This is a genomic window from Streptomyces sp. RKAG290, from assembly GCF_023701695.1.
Lineage (GTDB): Bacteria > Actinomycetota > Actinomycetes > Streptomycetales > Streptomycetaceae > Streptomyces.
Map to the genome: position 1 here is coordinate 7,866,695 of NZ_JAJOZC010000001.1, position 20,066 is coordinate 7,886,760.

The window sequence follows — 20,066 nt, forward strand, 5'->3', positions numbered from 1 at the left end:
ACTGTCGCGCAGGCCGCCACGCCGGCCGCGGTGAGCGATCCCGCCTCCCTGGTCAATCCACTGCTGGGCACCTCCAACGGGGGCAACACCTTCCCGGAGCAGACGCCCCGTTCGGCATGGTCTCCTGGAGCCCCGATACGAACTCCCGCCCACCCGGCGGGAACTACGCATACTCTGACAACGTTGTCACCGGGTTCAGTCTGAATCACATCTCCGGACCCGGCTGCGGCGCGATGGGCGACATCCCGGTCCTGCCGACCACCGGTGGCATCGATGGAAACGCGACCGTCGGCTTCTCGCACAGCAACGAGACGGCGAGCGCGGGCGCGTACTCGGTCAACCTCAACAACGGGGTCAACACCGAGCTGACCACGACCGCCCGTTCCGGCATGGCGCGCTTCACGTTCCCGGCAACCACGCAGGCCAATCTGCTGTTCAAGCTGAACGCCGACAAGGCCACCAACCTGCACTTCAACAAGGTGAGCAGCACCGAGGTCAGCGGCTCCGTGGACGCCGGCCTCTTCTGCGCGTCGGCCCCGTCCTACACCGCGTACTTCGACATGGTCTTCGACCAGCCGTTCACCACCAGCGGCACCTTCAACGGCGGCAATTCGCTCACCTTCGACACGACCGGCAACCGCACGGTGCAGGCCAAGGTCGGCCTGTCGTACGTCTCGATCGCGGGAGCCACGGCCAACCGCCAGTCGGAGAACCCGAACTGGGACTTCACCGGCACCCGGACCGCCGCACACAACGCGTGGAACAACGTACTCGGCAAGATCGCTGTCACCGGTGGCACGTCCGACCAGCGACAAGTCTTCTACACCTCGCTCTACCACTCGCTGCTGCACCCGAATCTGCTCAGCGACAGCGACGGGAGGTACTGGGGATTCGACAAGAAGGTCCACACGCTGGCCGCAGGCCAGAAGGCGCAGTACGGCACCTACTCCGGGTGGGACATCTACCGCACTCAGGCGCAGCTGGAGGCGCTGGTCGCCCCCCAGCAGGCGAGCGACAGCGCCCAGTCGCTGGTGAACGACTACGAGCAGGCCGGTTTCTTCCCGAAGTGGTCGCTGAACTCAGCCGAGACGCAGGTGATGAACGGCGACCCCGGTCCGGCGATCATCGCGGACTACTACGCCTTCGGGGCGCGGAACTTCGACACCGCTGCGGCCAAGGCGGACATGGTCAAGGAAGGCACCACCACCAACCCGATCCGCATGGGTCTGGACCTGCAGACCAAGTACGGCTACCTGCCGTCCGACGGCTCCTACCCACGGGACTTCTACGGCTCGGTGGCCACGCTCCTGGAGTACAGCGCACAGGACTTCGCGACCTCCGCATTCGCGGGCGCGCTGGGGGACATCACCACTCAGTCGCAGTTCGCCAACCGCGCGCAGGACTGGAGGAACAACTTCAACGCCTCCAGCGGCTTCATGCAGCCCAAGCAGCTCAACGGCTCCTGGAAACCGGGATTCGACCCGGCCAGCAGTGATCAGTTCGTGGAGGGGACGTCCTGGCAGTACACCGGGGCGGTGCCGCACAACATCCGCGGGCTGGCCGATGCCATGGGCGGCGACAGCAAGTACATCAGTTACCTGGACAGCGTGCTGTCCGACTTCCACGGCTCCGGCGGCTCGCACGCCGACCTGGGAAACGAGCCATCCATTGAGCTGCCGTGGGAGTACGACTACGTGGGCCAGCCCTGGAAGACCCAGAAGATTGTCCGCCAGGTCCAGGACCAGCTGTGGCCGAACGACCCGGCGAAGTGGGGCGTCGGAAACGACGACCTGGGCACCATGAGTGCCTGGTACGTCTGGTCCGCGATGGGCTTCTACCCCGAGACCCCCGGTACCTCCGACCTCGCGCTGGGCAGCCCGCTGTTCACCCACGTGGACGTGACGCTGGGCAACGGCCGGCACATGGTCGTCAACGCTCCGCAGGCCGCCGACAACGCCCCTACGCCCAGAGCGCCACCCTCAACGGCGCCAACTGGAACAACGCCTACCTGCCCGCCGACTTCGCCACGGGCGGCGGGACACTCGGCCTCACCCTGGGCACCAGTGCCAACACCGGGTGGGCCGCCGCGGCGTCCTCCGCGCCGCCGTCGTACAACGGCAACGGTGGCACCAAGCCGCCGGGTCCGCCGGTGGGTCGCTCCGGTCCGGTGACGTCGGCGACCGGCGGCAAGTGCCTCGACGACGACACCGCGTCAACGACGAACGGCAACAAAATCCAGATCTGGACCTGCAACAACTCCGCCGCCCAGCAGGTCACGGTGGCCGCAGACGGGTCCTTGCAGCTCCTGGGCAAGTGCGTGGAGGTCACCGGCAACGGTGGAACCGCCAATGGCACCCTGATCGAGCTCTGGGACTGCAACGGCGGCAACAACCAAAAGTGGACCTACGCGGCCTCCACCGGCGCACTGGTCAACCCCCAGTCCGGCCGCTGCCTCGACGTACCCAACGCGAGCACCGCCGACGGCACCCAACTGGAGATCTGGGACTGCCACGCCGGGAACAACCAGAAGTGGAGCCTGCCCCAGTAGTAAAGCCGAGGCGCTTCCCCCACCCTCCCCACGCACGATGGCACGCCCGTGCGCACCCCGCGCACGGGCGTGGCCCGCCCTGAAGACCGCAGGCTCCAACGGAACGCTCCGGGCGCTGGGCAAGTGCCTGGACGCCACAGCTCTCGGCACCGCCAACGGCACCACGGCGGGGCTCTGGGACTGCAGAGGCGAAACCAACGAGGTCTGGCAGGCCTACAACGGCGGCTACCGGAATCCGGGATCCGGACGGTGCCTCGACGATCTGTCGTCGTCGATGACTTTCGGGCGGCCACCATGGTTGCCCTTGGCCGCCGCGGTGACCTGGCCTTCGAGGGTCTTCTCCCGGATGTAGTGGCGCTCGATCTGCCCGGCGACGGCGTGCACGGCGAAGAACATGGCGCCCATGCCGTTGGGGTCGTAGATTCCGGTGAGCGGGCCGGTGAGAAGTTCGAGCTGGATGCCGCCGGCCTGGAGCTCGGCTGAGAGTGTCATCAGCTCGGCCGCGTTGCGCGCGAGGCACCGTGAGGATGACCGGGATCTCGGGGGCGGCCTCCTTGAACAGGTGCCAGCGCGAGCGCCTTCTCCAGCTCGGGCCGGATCTTTGCCCGGGTGCTGATCATTTGTGAGAGCCGCCTCGTCCGGCGCCGGCAATTCACGCCTCAATGTCGACCAAGGTGGGCTTCTGCGGTCGAAAGGGCGCTTCTACGATGAGGTCCTCAGTGTTCTGTACCGGCGGAAGGTGTGGCGGCAGGTGTTTTCGGTTCAAGTCAGGCCGGCGTCGGGAGCTGCGGTGCTCCAGCTTCGAGGTGAGCTCGACGTCGAGAGCATGGTGCAGCTGCGGGCCATGAGCAGTTCCATCCCTAGGTGCAGAACAAGCCCCGGCAGTGGACCTCGCTCAAGGCCCTCGACACGCAGGAGGAGGGCGATCGCACCGAGATCTACCCCTTGCAGGCAGGCCCGCGGATCGACCGGGCCATGGTCTTCGACTCACTTCTGAACGGGCTGAAGAAGCCGGACAAGCTGACTGAGCTTGTTCCTTTTCTTCCGGCCACGTCCCTCTCCTGAGCGATCAAAGTTCGTTGGACGCCGTTCGAGGCCGGAAGAAGAGAACAATCTCAGAACCACCCCCACACCCAACTCACACCAGGGCTGAGTACCTGCTACGCGACCGGCGAGGTATTGAAATCGAATGACGCGAAGGGAACAGGGGCGCTACCGTCCGCGCATGGATCTTGAACCTGGTCAGGCCGTGCCCGCCGTTCCCGTTCCCCTCGATGTCGAAGTTCAGGTCGCCTATGACGCCTACCTGGCGGAGGAACCGGACTTGATGCCGATGAGCCTTGAGAAGCTGTCGGTGATCCGCGCGGGGGTCGACGTCGCAGTGGCGGCGCTCGGGGACCTCAGCCATGGTGGACGCTTCGTCGTCTCCCAGCCCTCGGTGCCTGGACTGGACGGCGCCCCCGAGATCCCGCTGCTGGTGTGCACGCCCTCCGGCGCGGCGCCCGCATCGCGGCCTGCGCTCTACTTCATCCACGGCGGCGGCTTCTACTGCAGCGATCACCGCATCGGGCTCGACCAGATACTCGACACGGCCGAGCAGCTCGGGGCCACGCTGATCTCGGTCGGATACCGGCTCGCGCCCGAGCACCCCTACCCCGCCCAGATCAACGACGCCTACGCCGGCCTGCTGTGGGTCGCCGACCACGCGGACGAGCTCGGCATCGACCCGGAGCGCATCATCGTCACGGGCCCCAGCGCCGGCGGCGGCCTCAGCGCCGCGCTCGCCCTGTACGTACGCGACAAGGGCGGTCCCCGCCTGCTCGGCCAACTGCTGACTGCCCCCCTGCTCGACGACCGCAACGACAGCGCCTCGGCCCTGCAGATGGACGACGTCGAACTCTTCGACCGCAGCCACAACCGGTTCGCCTGGAGCTCGCTGTTCGGCGACGCCCAGGGCGGAGCTCACGTGCCGCAGTACGCCGCGCCCGCCCGCGCCACCGACCTGACCGGCCTGCCGCCCACGTTCCTCGAGGTCGGCTCCGCCGAGTGCCTGCGCGACGAGATCCTCGCCTACGCCGACCGGATCTGGCAGGCCGGCGGCAAAGCCGAGCTGCACGTGTGGCCCGGCGGAATCCACTCCTTCGACCGGAAAGCCCCCCAGGCGCGGATCAGCAAGGCCGCCGTCGCGGCACGCCGCAACTGGCTCGAGCGCCTTCTCGCCACCAACTGACGGCCGAAATCAAGATCCGGACTTGCCCGGTGAACGCGTCAGGCTAGGGCTTCCGCTACCTGCCGGTGCCCCGCGCGGCGCCCGAACCAGGACGGCGCCCGCTGATCCTCTACGTCGTGGAACAGATCCTCGCCCTGCTCCACCGGTCCAAGCACCTGGCCGCGCGCTGGGAACGGCGCCGAACTCCACGACGCCTTCATCGTCATGTGGCTCGGCCCGCGCCGCCGACGGAGCCTTCGCCGCGGCCGACAACTCCGTCAGCACCAACTCCGCAGAGCGACGCGACTGGTTGTGTGGTGCCACTTGCCAAGTCGCTGTTTTGCCAACTGTGCGGCGTCGTCACAAAAACTACGCCCGCCGATGAGGCTCATGGACGCGGCGCAAAGCTGGAGCAGGCAGCGTAGAAGGTCGTCCTGCACCCCGAGCCGGCAGGCGAATAGTTATTCCACCCTCCGGTGCGAGCAGTCCGGGCGAGGGCGGGAGCCATGTTGGATCGGGCCACGCCCGCAGTGCCGGTGTGCGGCGCCCCGCGCGGAAACCGCGGTGAGTCCCACCGGCAATGTCGGCCTTACCTCGGCGCGGCCCGCCAACTCCCGACCAGGACCGATGGCCCCCGCTACGGATCACCCTTGCTCGATCCGAGGGAGAGTCCCGCAATGAACTGCACCCCGTTATCCGTGTCGGCCGTCCGAACAACCGGAACCACCGGTTTCGACGTTGAGCGGGATAGCCATCCCGGTGAGAGAGGCTCCATTTCAGGCCGCATGTGCGGGAGTTGCGACGATGCGCGTCCTTTCTCTAGGCGCGGATGGCGGCGTTCAGTAGTGTGCGGATCTGTTTCTTCATGATGGATTCCAGTGTCAGAGAGGTGAATCCCTGATGCATCAACGCAGACTGTTCCGCACACTCGCCGTGCTGGCGGTGTCAGTGGCGCTCAGCGCTCCCGTCTCGGCGGGAGCGGCCGAGGACCCGCCGCCACCCCCTCGGACGTATACGAACTGCTGGAGGATCCAGAGGTGACCGGGGTCGGCCAGGAGCCGCCGCACGCCGATCTGACGCCGTACGCCGACGAGCGGGCCGCCCGCGAAGGCGGCACGGCCAGCCCCTGGAAGAAGTCGCTCGACGGCACATGGAAGATCCATATGTCGGACCGCCCCGAGGAAGTTCCCAAGAACTTCTTCTCCGAGGGCTACGACACGGCCGGCAGCGGCTGGCAGAGCGTGGGCGTCCCGCACACCTGGCAGACGGACGGTCTGGACCACCCGGTGTTCCGCAACATCCCCACCGAGATGTACCCGGACAACCCGCCGAACGTCCCGCACGACACCAACCCCACCGGCGCCTACGTCCGCACTTTCGACCTGCCGCAGAGCTGGGAGAAGCGGGAGACGTTCCTGCGCTTCGAGGGAGTCACCAGCGGGAACCTGGTCTGGGTCAACGGGCACTACGCGGGCTACGACCAGGGGGGCTACTCGCCGGCCGAGTACGACATCAGCAAGTACCTGCATCCGGGCAAGAACACCGTCGCGCTCCAGGTGCACCGCTGGGGATCCGGGTCCCATCTGGAGGACTACGACCAGTGGCGCTTCTCCGGCATCTTCCGGTCCGTGGGCCTCTACTCGACCCCGGTCACGCACGTACGTGACATCACCGTCAAGACCGATCTCGACGCGCAGTATCGCGACGCCACCCTCACCGCCGATATCGATGTCACAGCCGCCGAGGCCGGTGAGAGGGGGAAGGTCACCGGCAAGCTGTACGACCGTCGCGGACGCGCGGTGACAACGATGTCATCCCCAGTGACCGCTCGAGCGGACACCACCTCGGTCAGGCTGAACGCCGACGTCACGAACCCTGACAAGTGGAATGACGAGACACCGAACCTGTACACCCTGGTCGTCGAACTGTCCGACAGCACCGGCAAGGTCACCCACACGAGCAGCCAGCCCGTCGGCTTCCGCGAAGTCGAAGTCAAGGACAAGAAGATCCTGGTCAACGGCAAGCGCATCCTGGTCAAGGGGGTCAACCGCGCCGAGACCGACCCGAAGACCGGCCGCCACGCCACTCATGAGCGCACCGCGTCCGACGTCGCCCTGATGAAGCAGCTCAACATCAACGCCATCCGCACCTCCCACTACCCTTCGGACCCGTACCTGTACGAGCGCGCCGACAGCCAGGGCATGTGGATCGCGGACGAGGTGGACATCGAGACCCACCACCACGACGGCTGCCCCGACAACTGCCTCGCCGAGAAACCGGAGTGGCAGAAGGCCTTCATGGACCGGGCCGTCGCCATGTACGAGCGGGACAAGAACCACCCCAGCGTCCTGATGTGGGACACCGGCAACGAGGCCGGGCTCGGCAAGGCCCACTACGCGATGGCCGACTTCCTCAAGGCGCAGGATCCGGGCCGTCCCCTCTACCACCAGTCCAACGTCCCTGACGGTGACGCCCCGTTCGCCGACGTCTGGGGGCCGCGCTATCCCTCGCCCCAGAGCCTTGAGGACAAGGCGAAGACCACCGAGAAGCCCATCGTCATGGGCGAATACGCGCACGCGCAGGGCAACTCACTCGGCAACTTCGGTGAGTTCTGGGACGTAGTACGCAAATACCCTGAGGTCCAGGGCGGGTTCATCTGGGACTGGGCCGAGCAGAACCTGACCCAGCCACTGGTCACCACCCCGACTCCTCGGGAAACGGCATCCTCTCCTACCTCACCGGGAAACCGGACCACGTCGACGGGCACCAGGGCAAGGCACTCTCCCTGTCCGGACTCGACGACTTCGTCGAGGTCTACCGCGACCCGAAGCTCGACCAGGTCTCCGACAAGCTGACCGTGGACTCCTGGGTCGAGCCGGCCTCCTGGACGGGTGACTTCACCATCGCCTCCAAGGGCGACCACAGCTACGCCCTGCGGATGAAGGACGAGAACACCCTGGAGTTCACCGTCCAGGGCGACGACGCCGAGCAGCACAGCGCGTCGGTCACCGTCCCGGACGACTGGTACGGCTCCTGGCACCGCGCCTCGGGCACCTTCGACGGCAGCAGCGTGAAGCTCCTCATCGACGGCAGGCAGGTCGCCGCCACGGCCTTCAAGGGCACCGTCGCCTACTCCGCTCAGCCGGTGAACATCGGGCGCAACTCCGAGACCGGCACCGAGGGTATGTCCACCCGCATGGCCCACGGGGTCATCGACCAGGTGCGGGTCTACCATCAGGCGTTGACCGCGAAGCAGCTCGAACCCGACCCCGCATCCGACGCGGTCCTCGCGCTGGACTTCGAGAAGCTCAGGACCGAGGGCACCTATCAGTCGTACGGGTCGGGCATGGGCGGTGTCGACGGTCTCGTCAGCACCGAGCGCACCCTGCAGCCCGAGACGCGCGCACTGGCCGCCGTCCACGCGCCCATCCGGATCTCGGGCCCTAAGGCCGGGTCGGGGAAGGTCACCGTACTCAACGAGCGTTCCTTCACCGGCACGGGCGATCTGAGGCTGACCTGGAAGATCACCGAGGGGGCGAAGGCGCTCGCCCAGGGGTCCCGTCCGCTCGCCATCGATCCCGGCCGCTCGGCCGAGGTCCAGCTTCCCGAGCCGCCCGCCAACCCGAAGGACGCCGACCGTCAGTTGACCGTACGCGCCGTACAGGCCGCGAGCACCGCGTGGGCCCCGCCGGGCACACCGTCGCGGTGGAACAGTTCGATATCGGCGGCAAGCAACTCGCCGGTGTGGTGAAGGCGCAGGCACCCGGCTCGCTGAGGACCACCGACTCCGGCGGCCGGGTCACCGTCGAGGGCAAGGGCTTCTCATACGGCTTCGACCGCGCCGGCGGCGAGCTGACGTCCATCAGGGCACAGGGCCACGAACTGCTCAGCAAGGGGCCCGAACTGGACGTCTGGCGCGCCCCGGTCGCCAACGAGATCAACTCGGAGGACGGATCCTGGCGTGACGCGGGCCTGGACCGGCTGAAGACCAAGCCGGCCACCGTGCATGTCACCGAGGAGGACGGCTCGGTCGTCGTCGCCGTCACCAGCACCGTGGCGGCGCCCGGGGTGAAGAACTCCTCCTTCGCCCAGAGCATCCGCTACACCGTCTCCGGAAGCGGCGAACTGCGCATCGACCACCGCGCCCAGGCACAGGGCAGGGCCCGCACCGTGCCGTATCTGCCGCGCATCGGCCTCTCGCTGCAACTCCAGGATCGCTACGACCAGTTCACTTGGTACGGACGAGGGCCGGAGGAGAACTACAACGACCGCGAGGACGGCGCTCCCGTCGGCGTCTACGCGACCGACGTGGACAAGCAGTTCTCCGGCTACCTGCGCCCGCAGGACTACGGCAACCACGAGGAGGTCCGCTGGGCCTCCCTCTCGGACGGCAGGAACGGTCTGTTGGTCTCCGGGGACTCCGCGGCGTTCTCCGCCGGGGTCACCCCGTACACGGACCTGGACCGCGCGGCCTACCCCTTCGCGCTGAAGCAGAACCCGAACGGCAACACCCTGCACCTCGACCACGCGGTCAGCGGGGTGAGCGAGACGTTCCACACCGTGCTGCCCGAGTATCAGGTGCGGCCGACCGAGGAGTACGCGTACTCCCTGCGGTTGCGTCCCCTCGCAGGTGCCGAGGCGCTGACGGGCAAGCCCGCCGGACCGGTGGTGTGCGCCCCGACCGCCAAGCTGACCGCCCACGACACCTCCCTCCCGCCGGGGGCGTCGACGAAGGCGGAACTGACCGTCGGCAACCCGTGCGATCGTCCCCTGAGGGACGCCTCGGTGTCCGTGTCCCCGGCCGACGGCTGGACCGCGGACGCGGGTTCCGCCCGTGTCGGTGAGGTGGCCGCCGGGGGGAAGAAGACCATCGAGGTGAAGATCACCCGCGGCAAGGAGGGTCCGATCGGCAAGCGTCTGACCACGGCCGTGGTCACCGCGACGTCCACCGGTGGGGCACGCGTGAGCGCCGAGGCGTCGATCGGCCTCGAAGCTACGCCGCCCGCGCCCGTCGGAAAGGTGTACGTCTCCGATCTCGACCTGCTCACCGCGGACAACGGCTGGGGTCCGGTCGAACTCGACCGGAGCAACGGCGAGGCGGCAGCGGGTGATGGCACGACCCTCACCATCGGCGAGAACACCTACAAGAAGGGTCTCGGGGTCCACGCCCCCTCGACCGTCGAGGTCTATCTCGGCGGTTCCTGCACCGAGTTCGCGGCCGAGGTCGGTCTGGACGAGGAGGCGGACCCGGAGGGAAGCGTCGTGTTCGAGGTGCTCGCCGACGGAAAGAAGGTCTACACCGGCAAGAAGCTCACCAACGCCGACACGGCCGTGCCCGTCACCGCCGACGTGACCGGCGCGCAGCGGCTGACGCTGCGGGTCACCGACTCGGGCGACGGCGACGCGAAGGACCACTCCGACTGGGGCGACGCCACCGTGCACTGCGCCACGTGACGCCCTGACGGCCCGGCCCCCGCCGGGGCAGGTCCCTGACGGCCCCGGCCGGAACGCCTCAACGGCGTCCCGGCCGGGGCCGCATGTCTGCCCGCCACGCCGCGTGGGCGGGGCGGTGCCGCGAGCGGGTGAGCGGAGATCGGCTGGCGCCTCGCGCGCCCGTGGGCTGCTGAGGGCTACGCATAGCGGTGATGGCGCGCGTGTCCAGTGCAGGCCGACGCGGCGACGTTCATGTGCCGTCCTCCGGCGTAGCTGCCGCAAGTGGCCCGCCGCCGTCGGCGTGGTCCGCGGTCGGGGTCGTGGTGCTTGCCGACGCGCTCGTCCCACTGCCGGCCCGGTGGGGCATCGGGCTGAGCGGTCCGGACTCAACTATGTAGAAGATGACATCAGGCTCGCCGTGGTGGCCGGTCACCGGGTTCTCCAATGCCGTCGGTGGGTGGGCCGAATGGGAGGGCAGGGGAGACGGTGTCGGCCTCGGCCACGTCGGCGAGGGCCTCCGCGGCGGCCTCGGCGGCCTGGGCCGGGTCGTCGGCGACTTCCGCGGCTCTGACGTCCGAGGACCACTTGGCCTCACCACCCTGGCCTTGGCGCGCTGGTCCTGCCGCAGAGCCGCTCGCCAGCGACACCTTCCCTCCGCACCTGACCACGAAGAGCCTGCGCCCCCTACTGCCGCACGCTGAAGTCCGGACTGGACCTCGTCAAAGGGGCAGGCCTACCGCAGGGCGGCCCTCACGCTGTCAGCCAGCGAAGTCGTGGGACGGCCGATCAGGCGGGCCAGGTCACCGGGGGTAGCTGCCAGTTCGCCGCGGCCGATGCCAGAGTCCGCGTCGACCAGAACCCGCGCGAAGGCCTCGGGAAGTCCCGCCTGTAGCAGGATCTGGGTGTGGGCCTGCGGCGAGACGTCGCGGTAGACCACTGTCTGCCCTGACTGCGAGGCGACCTCAGCGGCCAACTCCGTAAAGCTCCAGGCGCGGTCGCCGCTCAGCTCATAGACAGTGTTCCGATGGCTCTCCTCGCTCAGCACCACGGCCGCAGCCTCCGCGAAGTCCCTCCGCTCGGCCGACGCCACCCGCCCGTCGCCAGCGCTGCCGACCACAGCTCCGTACTGCAGGTATGTCGGGAGTTGAGCCGTGTAGACCTCGGTGTACCAGCCGTGGCGCAGGAAGACGAAAGGCACGCCCGAGGCCCTGATGGCCGCCTCGGTGGCCTGGTGGTCCTTCGCGAGGGTGAAGGTCGCCGTGTCCGCTTCCAGGACACTGGTGTAGGCCAGCAGGCCCACGCCCGCTTCCTTCGCCGCATCGATCACGGTCTGGTGCTGAGCGACCCGCTCTCCCAGCTCAGGGCCGGAGACAAGGAGAACCTTGTCCACTCCGTCAAGCGCGCCCTTGAGGGTGCCGGGCTTGGAGTAGTCGACGCTGCGCACCTGAGCACCCGGGCGGCGAGGTCAGCGGCTCGGTCGGGATTGCGGGCCCCGGCGACTACCTGGTCTGCGGGAATCTTCGCCAGCAGACTCTGTACAACGAGGCGGCCGAGCTGCCCGGAGGCTGCGGTGACAAGGACGGTCATGGCGACATTTCCAATCGAACGGTGGATGTACCGCAGGCGTGGGCCCTGCCGCCGCTCTGCACTTCAGGCTACGCAGCTGTCAGATCCACCGCAGCCGCGCGCGGTACGAGTCGTGGACCGGAACGCCTCCCTGTGCGAACGGCTGGCCACGGCTCGGGACTGTGCTCAGAAGCTGGTCGGGCCGACTCTGCTGCTGACGGAGGAGAACCGACAGCTCAAGGAGCGACACGCTGGGGCGCGATTCGAGGCGCCAGCTCTGTGTTCCGACGCCTGGATCATCACTAAGTAGTGACATCTCCAGAGCACCTCGGTCGTCCAGTGCTTAGGCGTCCGTTCCCTGGTGTGGCACGCGGATGATCGTCTTGCCGGAGGTGCGGTGCTCGGGGGCGAATGCCTGGGGCGCTTCGGCCAAAGAGCGTACTGCCCCGATGACCGGCTTGATACGCCCCTGGCGGAGTTGCTGGGCGAGGTCGCTGAGTCGTGCACGGTCGGGTTCCACGATGAAGAAGACGGCCCGGCCGTCCCTGGGTTGCAGTGTGGGTGGTTGGGCGATGGTGACTAGGGTGCCACCCGCGCGGACGAGTCCGGTGGACCGGTCGAGGATCTCGCCGCCGATTACGTCGAACACCACGTCTACATCGCCGATCTCTTCGAGCCGTCCTCCCTGGAGGTCGACGAAAGCATCCGCGCCGAGTTTCAGGGCGGTTTCCCGGTCTCTGGCCCGGCCGGTGCCGATCACGCGGGCGCCGGCCTGCCGGGCAAGCTGTACCGCGATCGAGCCGACACCTCCCGCGGCGCCGTGGATCACCACCGTCTGGCCTGTGGTGAGGTGGGCGTGGTCGAACAGGGCCTGCCAGGCGGTGAGCCCCGAGATCGGGAGGGCGGCGGCCACCGTGTGGTCGATGTCCGCCGGGAGCGGAGCGAGGTTACGGGCCTCGACCGCGGTGAATTCGGCCAGCGATCCGTTGCGGGTCCAGTCGGTCAGGCCGAACACCCGCTGGCCCACGGTCAGCCCCGTGGTCCCGTAGCCCAGCTCGGCGACGACGCCCGACAGTTCGTGCCCTGGCACGCTCGGGGTACGGCTGCGCCCGGCGCGGTCGGTCCAGGTGCCCGGCCAGTCCAGCTCGCCAGGGGTGAACCCGGCGGCGTGCACGCGCACGATGACGTCGTTCTCGGCCATATGGGGGTATGGCACCTCGTTCAAGGTGAGGCCGCTGATGCCCGCGTCGGGGTCCTGGACGGTGATGGCCTGCATAGAGGTTCCTCGTTCTAGGCGATGTTGTGCGGGTAAGCCCTTAGGAAATTGTGGACGGGGCGGTTCGGCCCACTGCCGGGCGCGGACGTGTCGCCCTCCATTCGAACGTCTTGTACGCCGCAGTGCCACACGCGGACCGCGTCGGTGGACGAGCGGCCAGGGTCGCTGCTCTGGTTCTCACTTGATGTCGCCGGCCACGAACAGGACCACCAGGCTCCAGGAGCGTCGTCTGCCGCAAACAACGTCAGTGCCTCTGCCATGGGCACTGTCAGTAGGTCATTCGTGAAGTGGCAGAACGAGGGTGCCTCTGTCGCCCGGTGTCCCGGTGCCGCCCCTGCGACGTTGCATACGGGTAGAGCTCCGGCAGATCGGGGGTCCGCAACCTTCGGGCCGCTGGTCTCGTCAGTGGTACAGGCTGATCAGACCCGCCACCCCCAGCGCCTCCTTACGGATCTCCGCCTCCGCCGCATCATGCAGAAGGATTCCGGCAGCCCGACCGGGGGCGGGTGCCTGAGCCGAGGGGGAACTTCGGAATGATTGACGCAACAGTTGTTGTTAATTCAACCAGATACCCCAGAGGCGAAGGAGCGGACCGTGATCGACGGCGCTGAAGTTCTTGCCGGTCAGGGCCATGCACTCGCCGAAGACGAGGAGCGGCTGTGGTCGGGATACCTGCGCGCCACAGCGTTGCTGTCTGATCGGCTCGACCGGCACACGTCCAAGACCGCAGGTATGCCGCACGTGCACTACAGGCTGCTCGTCCAGCTCTCCAAGGTTGCGGGGCACCGGATGCGCATGACCGACTTGGCGGCCGAAGTCAAAATCAGCCGGTCTCGCCTCGCACATGCCGTCCTCCGTCTGGAGGGTAAGGGTTGGCTCGTGCGTGAGGAGTGCCCCGGAGACGGCCGGCAGCTGTTCGCGGCACTCACCGACGGTGGTCGCGCTCTGGTCGCGGACACCGGACCCGGCTACGCATCGCTTTTGCGCACCTACGTCTTTGACGGCCTGACGGCGGAACAGCAACGGTGTCTCGGAGTTCTGACCGACGTCATCGCCGAGCGTTTGCAGACTCAGGATGGTGCCGAGGACCTGCCCTGGCGCCGCTGAGCAGCCCGGAACCCATGGCAATGCGAGTACTCCCTTTAAGGGGGAGCAAGCCTGGTCAGTGCTGACCAGGGTCTGCAAGGCGTTGCATGAAGGCCGCGACCGGGTCGGCTTCCTCATCGCGCAAGGTGGATCCGAAGTGTTTCTGGATTCCGGCCAGGTGGGTGCGCGCGGCTTGGCGGAAGCGGGTCCGGCCCGCGGCGGTAATTTCGGCGTAGACGACGCGCCGGTCGGTGGCGGACGCCTCACGCATCACGAGGCCGGCTGATGTCATGCGGTCAAGAAGCCGGGTGATGCCGCTGGTCGTGTAAAGCAAGGCGTCGGCCAGGTCCCGCATGCGCAGTCGTCCGCCCGAGGCCTGGGCCAGGTGATGGAGAACGTCGTACTCGGCCATGGACATGGTGTGAGCCAGACGTAGTTCCTCCTCCAGTACTTCCATCAGCCGTGAGTGAGCGTGCAAAAACGCGGTCCAGGCCGCGAGCCGGACCGGGTCAGGCGATGCGCCGCCAGGAGATGTACCGGAAGTCGGGTGGGTGCGGGACGCTGGGCTCACCCGCCCACGACACCTGGGGCCCGCAGACCCCGTCGGCCGAGAGGGGGCAGGGCGGTGCCGCGAATCCGGCGAGGACGCGGCACCGGCCCTTCATGCCTCGGGTCAACCGAGTGTGACGTGGAAGAGCTTCGCGTCGGTGTTGTTGGGGATGCTGTCCTTGTCGCCGTCGTTGCTGGTGGTCAGCCACAGGCCGCCGTCGGGGGCCGGTTCGACGGTGCGCAGCCGGCCGTAGGTGCCGTTGAAGTAGGTCTGGACGTTGGTCAGGTCGCTGCCGGAGATGACTTCGCGGTACATGCGGGTGCCACGTTCGCAGGCGACGTAGAGCGCGTCGCGGACGATGGCGATGCCGGAACAGGAACCGTCGGCGGTTGGATAGGTGTGTTTGGGGGCGATGTAGCCGGCGGTGCCGCAGGTTCCGCTGGTGCCTTCGCAGGCGGGCCAGCCATAGTTGCCACCCTTGGTGACGAGGTTGGTCTCGTCCATGATCCCGTTACCGAACTCCTGCTCCCACAGGCGTCCTTGGGAGTCGAAGGCGAGCCCTTGGGGGTTGCGGTGCCCGTAGCTCCACACGTAGTTGCCGAAGGGGTTGTCCGAGGGCAAAGTGCCGTCGGGGTTGAGGCGCAGGATCTTGCCGTTGAGGCTGTTCTTGTTCTGCGCGTTGTCGCCGTTCTGGGCGTCGCCGGTACTGGCGTAGAGCTTGCCGTCGGGGCCGAAGCGCAGGCGCCCCCCGTCGTGGAACTTGTTGCGCAGGATACCGCTGAGCAGGATCTGTTCGCTGCTGGTGGTCAGCTTGTCGTTGTCGAGCTTGATCCGCACGATCCGGTTGTCGGTGGGTGAGGTGTGCATGATGTACAGCCAGTGGTCGCTGGCGTAACTGGATGAGATGGCGAGGCCGGTGAGGCCGCCTTCGCCGTCGGTGTTCTCCACGTTGGGCACGGTGCCCACGGTGGTCTTGGCGCCCGTGGCGGGGTTGAGGTGGATGATGTCGTGGGCGTCACGGCGGGTGTACAGGATCGTGCCGTCGGGGAGGGTGACCAGGCCCCATGGGATGTCGGTGTCGGTGGCGATCTGGGTGACCGCGCACACCGGGTTGCCGCACGCGGAACCGGTGGTGAGCGAGACGGTGTTGCTGTGCGCGGACACGTTCGCCTGTGCGTCGCGGGCCACCACGTAGTATTGGTAGGCCGAGTCTGCGGGCAGGCCGCTGTCGGTGAACGTAGTGGCCGGGGGCACTGTTCCGCTGCCGGCGACCGTTCCTGCCTTGGTGGTGCCACGGTAGATGTCGTAGAACTTGACCGCGACGTTGTCGGTGGAGGCCGACCACTTCAGCGTGGCCGTGGTGCCGGCGACAGTCCCGGTCAGTGACCCCGGGGCCGTCGGCGCTTGGGTGTCGGCCTGGCACTGTGGTGGCGTGATGGGCACCGTCGTGCTGGCCTGCGAGACGTTGCCCGCGCTGTCGCGCGCGTTGACGTACAGCCCCCAGGTGATCCCGGGTACGGTAGTCAGGCTCGTCGACAGCGTGTTGCCGCTGACCGACTTGATCAGCTGGCCGTCGTGGTACACGTCGTAGAAGGACACCCCGATGTTGTCGCCGGCCGCGTTCCAGGCGAACGTCACTGAGTCGCACTGCAGGTTGCTCACCCGCGGGTTGCCGGGCACCGTGGGAGGCTGCGCATCGCCCGCGGTCGTCTTCCACTGTTGGTTGCCCTGCCCGTTGCAGGTCCACAGGCCGACCAGGGTGCTGTTGGCGGTGTCGCCGCCGGTCACGTCGAGGCATAGCCCCGACTGGACTCCGGTGATGGTGCCGGTGCTGTCGATCTTCCACTTCTGGTTGGCGCCGCCGTTGCATGGATAGGTCTGCAGGGCAGCCGGAGCCGCGGTCACCTGGCCGACCACGTCCAGGCACAGCGGATTGTCGTAGACCCGCAGTTCACCGGCCGCGGTGAAGGTCCATGCCTGGTTGGCGTTCCCGTTGCAGTCGTAGATGTTGATTCCGGCCCCGGACGCCGTGCTCTGACCGATCACATCCAGGCATCGCCCCGACGCAGTGCTGGTCACGGCGGAGCCGCCCGCTGCCGCTGCGGTGGCAGCGGTGGTCGTCAGCATGGCCACCAGGGCTGCGAGAGCTGCGAGCACGGCCACGACAGCTCTCGATAACGCTCTTTGCCGTCGTCTGGGTTGTGTGTTGCGGAACACGGGCTACTCCTTGCAGGTGGAGTGGGGCCGCAGACAAAGCAGGCTGACTGCGGCGTAAATCTTGCTGGTGGGGACCGCCGGTGGCGGCTCCAGATCCACAGCCGGCTGCCGTTGACGCAATCGGCTGTACGGGGCAGCGCCCGATGCCCTCGGGGCTTCGGTCACGCGCCGGGTGTGGTCCACTGCTGGTTGGCGCCGCCGTTGCAGTCCCAGATCACCGCCTGCGTGCCGTCGGCGGTGGCGGACGCGGGGTCGTCGAGGCAGCGGCCTGAGGCCGGGTTGCGGTACCCGCCGTTGTAGGGCTGCCACTGCTGGTTGGCGCCGCCGTTGCAGTCCCAGATCTCGGCCTTGGCGCCGTTGGCGGTGGCAGCGCCAGTGACGTCCAGGCACTTGCCCAGTGCGCGCAGGGTGCCGTCGGAGGACGCGGACCAGGACTGCGCGTCGGTGCCATTGCAGGACCAGAGCTGTGCGGCGGTGCCGTTGGCGCTGCTGCCGGAATTGACGTCCAGGCATTTGCCCGCGATGCCGGACCGTACCGGGCCGCCGACGGCGACGGGGGGTTTGATCCAGCCGGCGGCGTCCGCGGCCTGGATCCCGGCGTTGAAGGCGTCGGCCATCTTGCTGAAGCCGTTGTCGTTCGGGTGGAGTGCGTCGGAGAGGTCGGCGGCCGTCAGGGCGCTCATGTCGACAAGCCGCACGTGCTTGCCTGCGGCCGTCTTCGACTGGACGATCTGAATCAACTTCTCATTGAACGCGGGCCGGTTGGCCTCTTCGGTCGTACTGGTCGAGACGATCACGGTGCCGACCAGCACAGTCGCGTCGGGCGCTCCTCGCAGAATCTGGTCGATCAGGGCGCTCATCCGGTCAGGCGCGGTCGGTACCTGGTAGTCACCATTCAGGTCGTTGGTGCCGATCTCCAGCGTGATCACGTTGGGCCGGTACTGAGCCAGTACGGAGTCGGCGACGGAGGCGATCTGGTCGATGCGCCAGCCGGAGTGCCCCTCGTTGTCCGGGTCGGACATGGGACCGTTGCGGCCGGACCCGACGAAGTCCAGCGCGTGCCCCTGGGCAGTCAGGCTGTTCCACAGGAAACCCCGGTAACTGTTGCCGGAAGGGCTTCCGACGCCCCATGTGATCGAGTTCCCGAGCGGCATCAGGCGCAGGGAGGTCGGCGCGGCGGCGGCGTCGGCATGCGAGGCGGTCACGGCCGTGGATGGCGTGGCAGCTGTGGCCGTCACCGGCAGGGCTGCTGCCGTGCCCAGCGCGGCCATCACTGAGGCGACCAGGGCGGCTCTGAGTCTTTGCATGAGCGGTTCCTCCTGTTGGGGACAGTGGTACGGGTGGATGGTCGGCGGTCGACCGACGACATCGTTGTCAACACGCGAAGGCAAGGCGGAGCGCAAGTAGGGAAGCCGCCGGACGCCGGAGCCATGTCCGGCTGGCGCCCCAGCTGGCCCCGTCGCCACATCACTGTTACGGCCGGACTGCCGGGGTGACCGCCTGCATGATCACCGTGCCGATGGCCTCGACCGCCCGGGTGTCGTCACGCGGTGTTTGGGCGTCCCAGCGGTTCCAGGTCAGGTTGAGGTCCGTACGCCGCGCGTTCCATGCCGCGTCGGCGTTGCGCTTCATGAAGTCGTAGTACTGACCCCATAGGTTGTTCTCGCGGACGAACTCGCCCATGCCTCGGGCGAACTCGGATTGCCAGGTTCCTTCCCGCTGTCCGTTCGTCATGATTCCGTTGACGGTGCGTTCCCGTATGACCCAGTCGACGGTCCGCTGCGCGTCGTTGAAGATGGACTGCAACCGGGTGCTGCGGTAGAGAGCTTGAGCCGCACCGACGAAGGCGCCTGCCGTGTACACCGTCTGTCCGCTCGCGCGACTTCCGTCGGCCTGTATGGTCTCGTACACGCCGCCGGTCGAGGGGTCGAGGAGCGTCCCCCATACCCAGTCGAATATCGCTCGTGCCTTGTCCAGATATCCACGGTCACCGTTCGACTCGTAGATCAGGCAGCCGAGAATGACCGCTGGACTGTTACTGAGTGCGCTCTTGTCGCTTTTGTAGATACTCCACCAGATGCCGCCGCCGAGGGCACCGTCCCAGCCCCGGTCGTAAACCCGGTTGAAGGCGTACTGAGCCTGGTCCAGGTAGGTCCGGTTGCCGGTGATCTTGTAGCCGCGTGCGAAGGCCAGCCCGGCCCAGAGCAAGTCGTCGTTGTATTCGTTCCAGCTCCAGTCGTACAGTCCGCCCCCACCCTGGTTCTGCTGCAGGAATGTGTCGAGGAGGCGGCCGGTCAGATCGCGCGTTTCCGTGCGCGGGGTGCTGTCATGCACGTCCTGGACCGCTTGGATGTCCAGTGCCTGGCGCCAGAAGTAGTCTTTCTCCGCCTTGTTGAGGGACTCTTTGTAGTACCGCTGATCGCCGTTGGAGATGAGGAACGCGCTGTTCAGCGCGGCAAAGGCGGCGTCGGTGTTGTCCGTCCCTAATGCCACGGTGTCGGGTGCCGCGTCCCCGGGCTCCGGCGCGTCGCGGCGGAACTCTGCGTCGCCTGCCCGACCGCGGCCATTCCGGCCGCCGCGGTGGCCGCTGCGAGGATCGATCTGCGTCTGATCATGTGCGTTCTCCTGTGGGGTATATGGCTGGATTGACTACGCATAGGTCATCGTCGGGGGCCTTGGAGCGGCTCAGCGTGCAGAACGGGCTCACGAATGATCCGTATCCCCCTCCTCCCCGCTACGCCAGGGTCCCCTTCTGGCCGGGTCCGGTGTGGCAGGTCCGCAGGAAAGCTCCGGCGCCGTGGTCTCAGGTGCCGCCATCGGCTTCCAGGCATTAGCCGGAGTTCGGGTCGGGGATGGCGCCGGCCGGCTCATGCAGGTTGCTGCGGGTGCTGGTTTGGGGGAGGTGCTGGAGATGGTGGCCCGGTGCAGCTCGCCCGGCCCCTGGTATAGATGTATGTGGGCCGGTCGTTGCCGGCGCGGTCGGTGCGGAGGCCGTCGTCGATAGGGTGTAGGTGGCGCCGAGCTTCGCCTGGGTCGCGGCGTTGGCGAAGGACAGCGTCGGACGGGGGCACCGCTCGCGGCGTTCGCCGTCCCGGTCGACGACCCAGTGCCGGCGAGGGCGGCCGCGGCCAGGACCAACGCGGCCACCCCGGCCGGCAGCCGGAATCCATGATGCCTCGGC

The 20,066-nt window shown here is 67.7% G+C and carries 14 protein-coding genes and 2 pseudogenes; 9 read left to right on the top strand and 7 right to left on the bottom strand.

Annotation, left to right across the window (positions count from 1 at the left end):
- Positions 1 to 116 precede the first annotated feature (116 nt).
- From LNW71_RS34870 to LNW71_RS37160, 3 genes are read left to right on the top strand one after another with little or no spacing between them, the layout of a single operon-like run.
- The gene (locus tag LNW71_RS34870) at positions 117 to 2,171 is read left to right on the top strand and encodes a GH92 family glycosyl hydrolase (RefSeq protein ID WP_250971825.1); all 2,055 of its coding nucleotides are present in this window, start codon (positions 117 to 119) and stop codon (positions 2,169 to 2,171) included.
- A complete protein-coding gene (locus LNW71_RS34875; RefSeq protein WP_250971826.1) occupies positions 2,168 to 2,548 on the top strand; it encodes an RICIN domain-containing protein in 381 nt (126 codons plus the stop codon). Before LNW71_RS34870 ends, LNW71_RS34875 begins: the two co-directional genes overlap by 4 nt.
- A 37-nt stretch (positions 2,549 to 2,585) precedes the next feature.
- On the top strand, positions 2,586 to 2,900 hold the full coding sequence (locus LNW71_RS37160) for a ricin-type beta-trefoil lectin domain protein (protein ID WP_374119498.1): 315 nt from the start codon (positions 2,586 to 2,588) through the stop codon (positions 2,898 to 2,900).
- Here the strand turns inward: LNW71_RS37160 and LNW71_RS36310 are convergent.
- Positions 2,858 to 3,211, bottom strand: a pseudogene (locus LNW71_RS36310) (recombinase family protein); the annotation flags it as partial. The gene LNW71_RS37160 and the pseudogene LNW71_RS36310 sit on opposite strands and share 43 nt — an antisense overlap.
- 201 nt (positions 3,212 to 3,412) lie before the next feature.
- Between LNW71_RS36310 and LNW71_RS34890 the strand changes: the two are divergent.
- From LNW71_RS34890 to LNW71_RS34910, 5 genes are all read left to right on the top strand, one after another.
- Entirely contained in the window at positions 3,413 to 3,613 is a 201-nt protein-coding gene (locus LNW71_RS34890) for a hypothetical protein (RefSeq protein ID WP_250971828.1), read from the top strand.
- 160 nt (positions 3,614 to 3,773) lie between these two features.
- The gene (locus LNW71_RS34895; RefSeq protein WP_250971829.1) at positions 3,774 to 4,778 is read left to right on the top strand and encodes an alpha/beta hydrolase; all 1,005 of its coding nucleotides are present in this window, start codon (positions 3,774 to 3,776) and stop codon (positions 4,776 to 4,778) included.
- 1,016 nt (positions 4,779 to 5,794) lie between these two features.
- The gene (locus LNW71_RS34900; RefSeq protein ID WP_250971830.1) at positions 5,795 to 7,612 is read left to right on the top strand and encodes a glycoside hydrolase family 2 TIM barrel-domain containing protein; all 1,818 of its coding nucleotides are present in this window, start codon (positions 5,795 to 5,797) and stop codon (positions 7,610 to 7,612) included.
- Positions 7,613 to 7,614: 2 nt separating this feature from the next.
- Positions 7,615 to 8,508 carry a LamG-like jellyroll fold domain-containing protein gene (locus LNW71_RS34905; protein WP_250971831.1) on the top strand — a complete coding sequence of 298 codons (894 nt, stop codon included), beginning with the start codon at positions 7,615 to 7,617 and terminating at the stop codon, positions 8,506 to 8,508.
- Complete coding sequence (locus LNW71_RS34910) at positions 8,463 to 10,211, top strand: NPCBM/NEW2 domain-containing protein (protein ID WP_250971832.1); 1,749 nt, start codon at positions 8,463 to 8,465, stop codon at positions 10,209 to 10,211. Before LNW71_RS34905 ends, LNW71_RS34910 begins: the two co-directional genes overlap by 46 nt.
- 712 nt (positions 10,212 to 10,923) lie before the next feature.
- On the opposite strand, the pseudogene LNW71_RS34915 reads toward LNW71_RS34910, so the two are convergent.
- A pseudogene (locus LNW71_RS34915) lies at positions 10,924 to 11,777 on the bottom strand (SDR family oxidoreductase).
- Between the two features lie 322 nt (positions 11,778 to 12,099).
- The gene (locus LNW71_RS34920) at positions 12,100 to 13,032 is read right to left on the bottom strand and encodes an NADP-dependent oxidoreductase (RefSeq protein ID WP_250971833.1); all 933 of its coding nucleotides are present in this window, start codon (positions 13,030 to 13,032) and stop codon (positions 12,100 to 12,102) included.
- 594 nt (positions 13,033 to 13,626) lie between these two features.
- On the opposite strand from LNW71_RS34920, the gene LNW71_RS34925 reads away from it, so the two are divergent.
- Positions 13,627 to 14,139 carry a MarR family transcriptional regulator gene (locus tag LNW71_RS34925; RefSeq protein WP_250971834.1) on the top strand — a complete coding sequence of 171 codons (513 nt, stop codon included), beginning with the start codon at positions 13,627 to 13,629 and terminating at the stop codon, positions 14,137 to 14,139.
- A 55-nt stretch (positions 14,140 to 14,194) separates the two neighbouring features.
- Here the strand turns inward: LNW71_RS34925 and LNW71_RS34930 are convergent, their stop codons facing one another.
- The 4 genes from LNW71_RS34930 to LNW71_RS34945 all read right to left on the bottom strand — a co-directional run bounded on the left by LNW71_RS34930 (position 14,195) and on the right by LNW71_RS34945 (position 19,378).
- Positions 14,195 to 14,575, bottom strand: a complete 381-nt coding sequence (locus LNW71_RS34930; RefSeq protein ID WP_374119499.1) for a MarR family winged helix-turn-helix transcriptional regulator — start codon at positions 14,573 to 14,575, stop codon at positions 14,195 to 14,197.
- Between the two features lie 216 nt (positions 14,576 to 14,791).
- On the bottom strand, positions 14,792 to 16,831 hold the full coding sequence (locus LNW71_RS34935; RefSeq protein ID WP_250971836.1) for a PQQ-dependent sugar dehydrogenase: 2,040 nt from the start codon (positions 16,829 to 16,831) through the stop codon (positions 14,792 to 14,794).
- Between the two features lie 215 nt (positions 16,832 to 17,046).
- Positions 17,047 to 18,192 carry an SGNH/GDSL hydrolase family protein gene (locus tag LNW71_RS34940; RefSeq protein ID WP_250971837.1) on the bottom strand — a complete coding sequence of 382 codons (1,146 nt, stop codon included), beginning with the start codon at positions 18,190 to 18,192 and terminating at the stop codon, positions 17,047 to 17,049.
- A 166-nt stretch (positions 18,193 to 18,358) separates the two neighbouring features.
- Positions 18,359 to 19,378, bottom strand: coding sequence for a glycoside hydrolase family 76 protein (locus LNW71_RS34945; protein ID WP_250971838.1), 1,020 nt, complete (start codon positions 19,376 to 19,378; stop codon positions 18,359 to 18,361).
- Positions 19,379 to 20,066 lie beyond the last annotated feature (688 nt).

What these genes read in the sequence shown, in the direction of transcription:
- LNW71_RS34870 (WP_250971825.1), top strand. Translation starts at nt 117, where the DNA reads ATGGTCTCCTGGAGCCCCGATACGAACTCCCGCCCACCCGGCGGGAAC.
- LNW71_RS37160 (WP_374119498.1), top strand. Translation starts at nt 2,586, where the DNA reads ATGGCACGCCCGTGCGCACCCCGCGCACGGGCGTGGCCCGCCCTGAAG.
- LNW71_RS34895 (WP_250971829.1), top strand. Translation starts at nt 3,774, where the DNA reads ATGGATCTTGAACCTGGTCAGGCCGTGCCCGCCGTTCCCGTTCCCCTC.
- LNW71_RS34920 (WP_250971833.1), bottom strand. Translation starts at nt 13,032, where the DNA reads ATGCAGGCCATCACCGTCCAGGACCCCGACGCGGGCATCAGCGGCCTC.
- LNW71_RS34930 (WP_374119499.1), bottom strand. Translation starts at nt 14,575, where the DNA reads ATGGAAGTACTGGAGGAGGAACTACGTCTGGCTCACACCATGTCCATG.
- LNW71_RS34940 (WP_250971837.1), bottom strand. Translation starts at nt 18,192, where the DNA reads ATGCAAAGACTCAGAGCCGCCCTGGTCGCCTCAGTGATGGCCGCGCTG.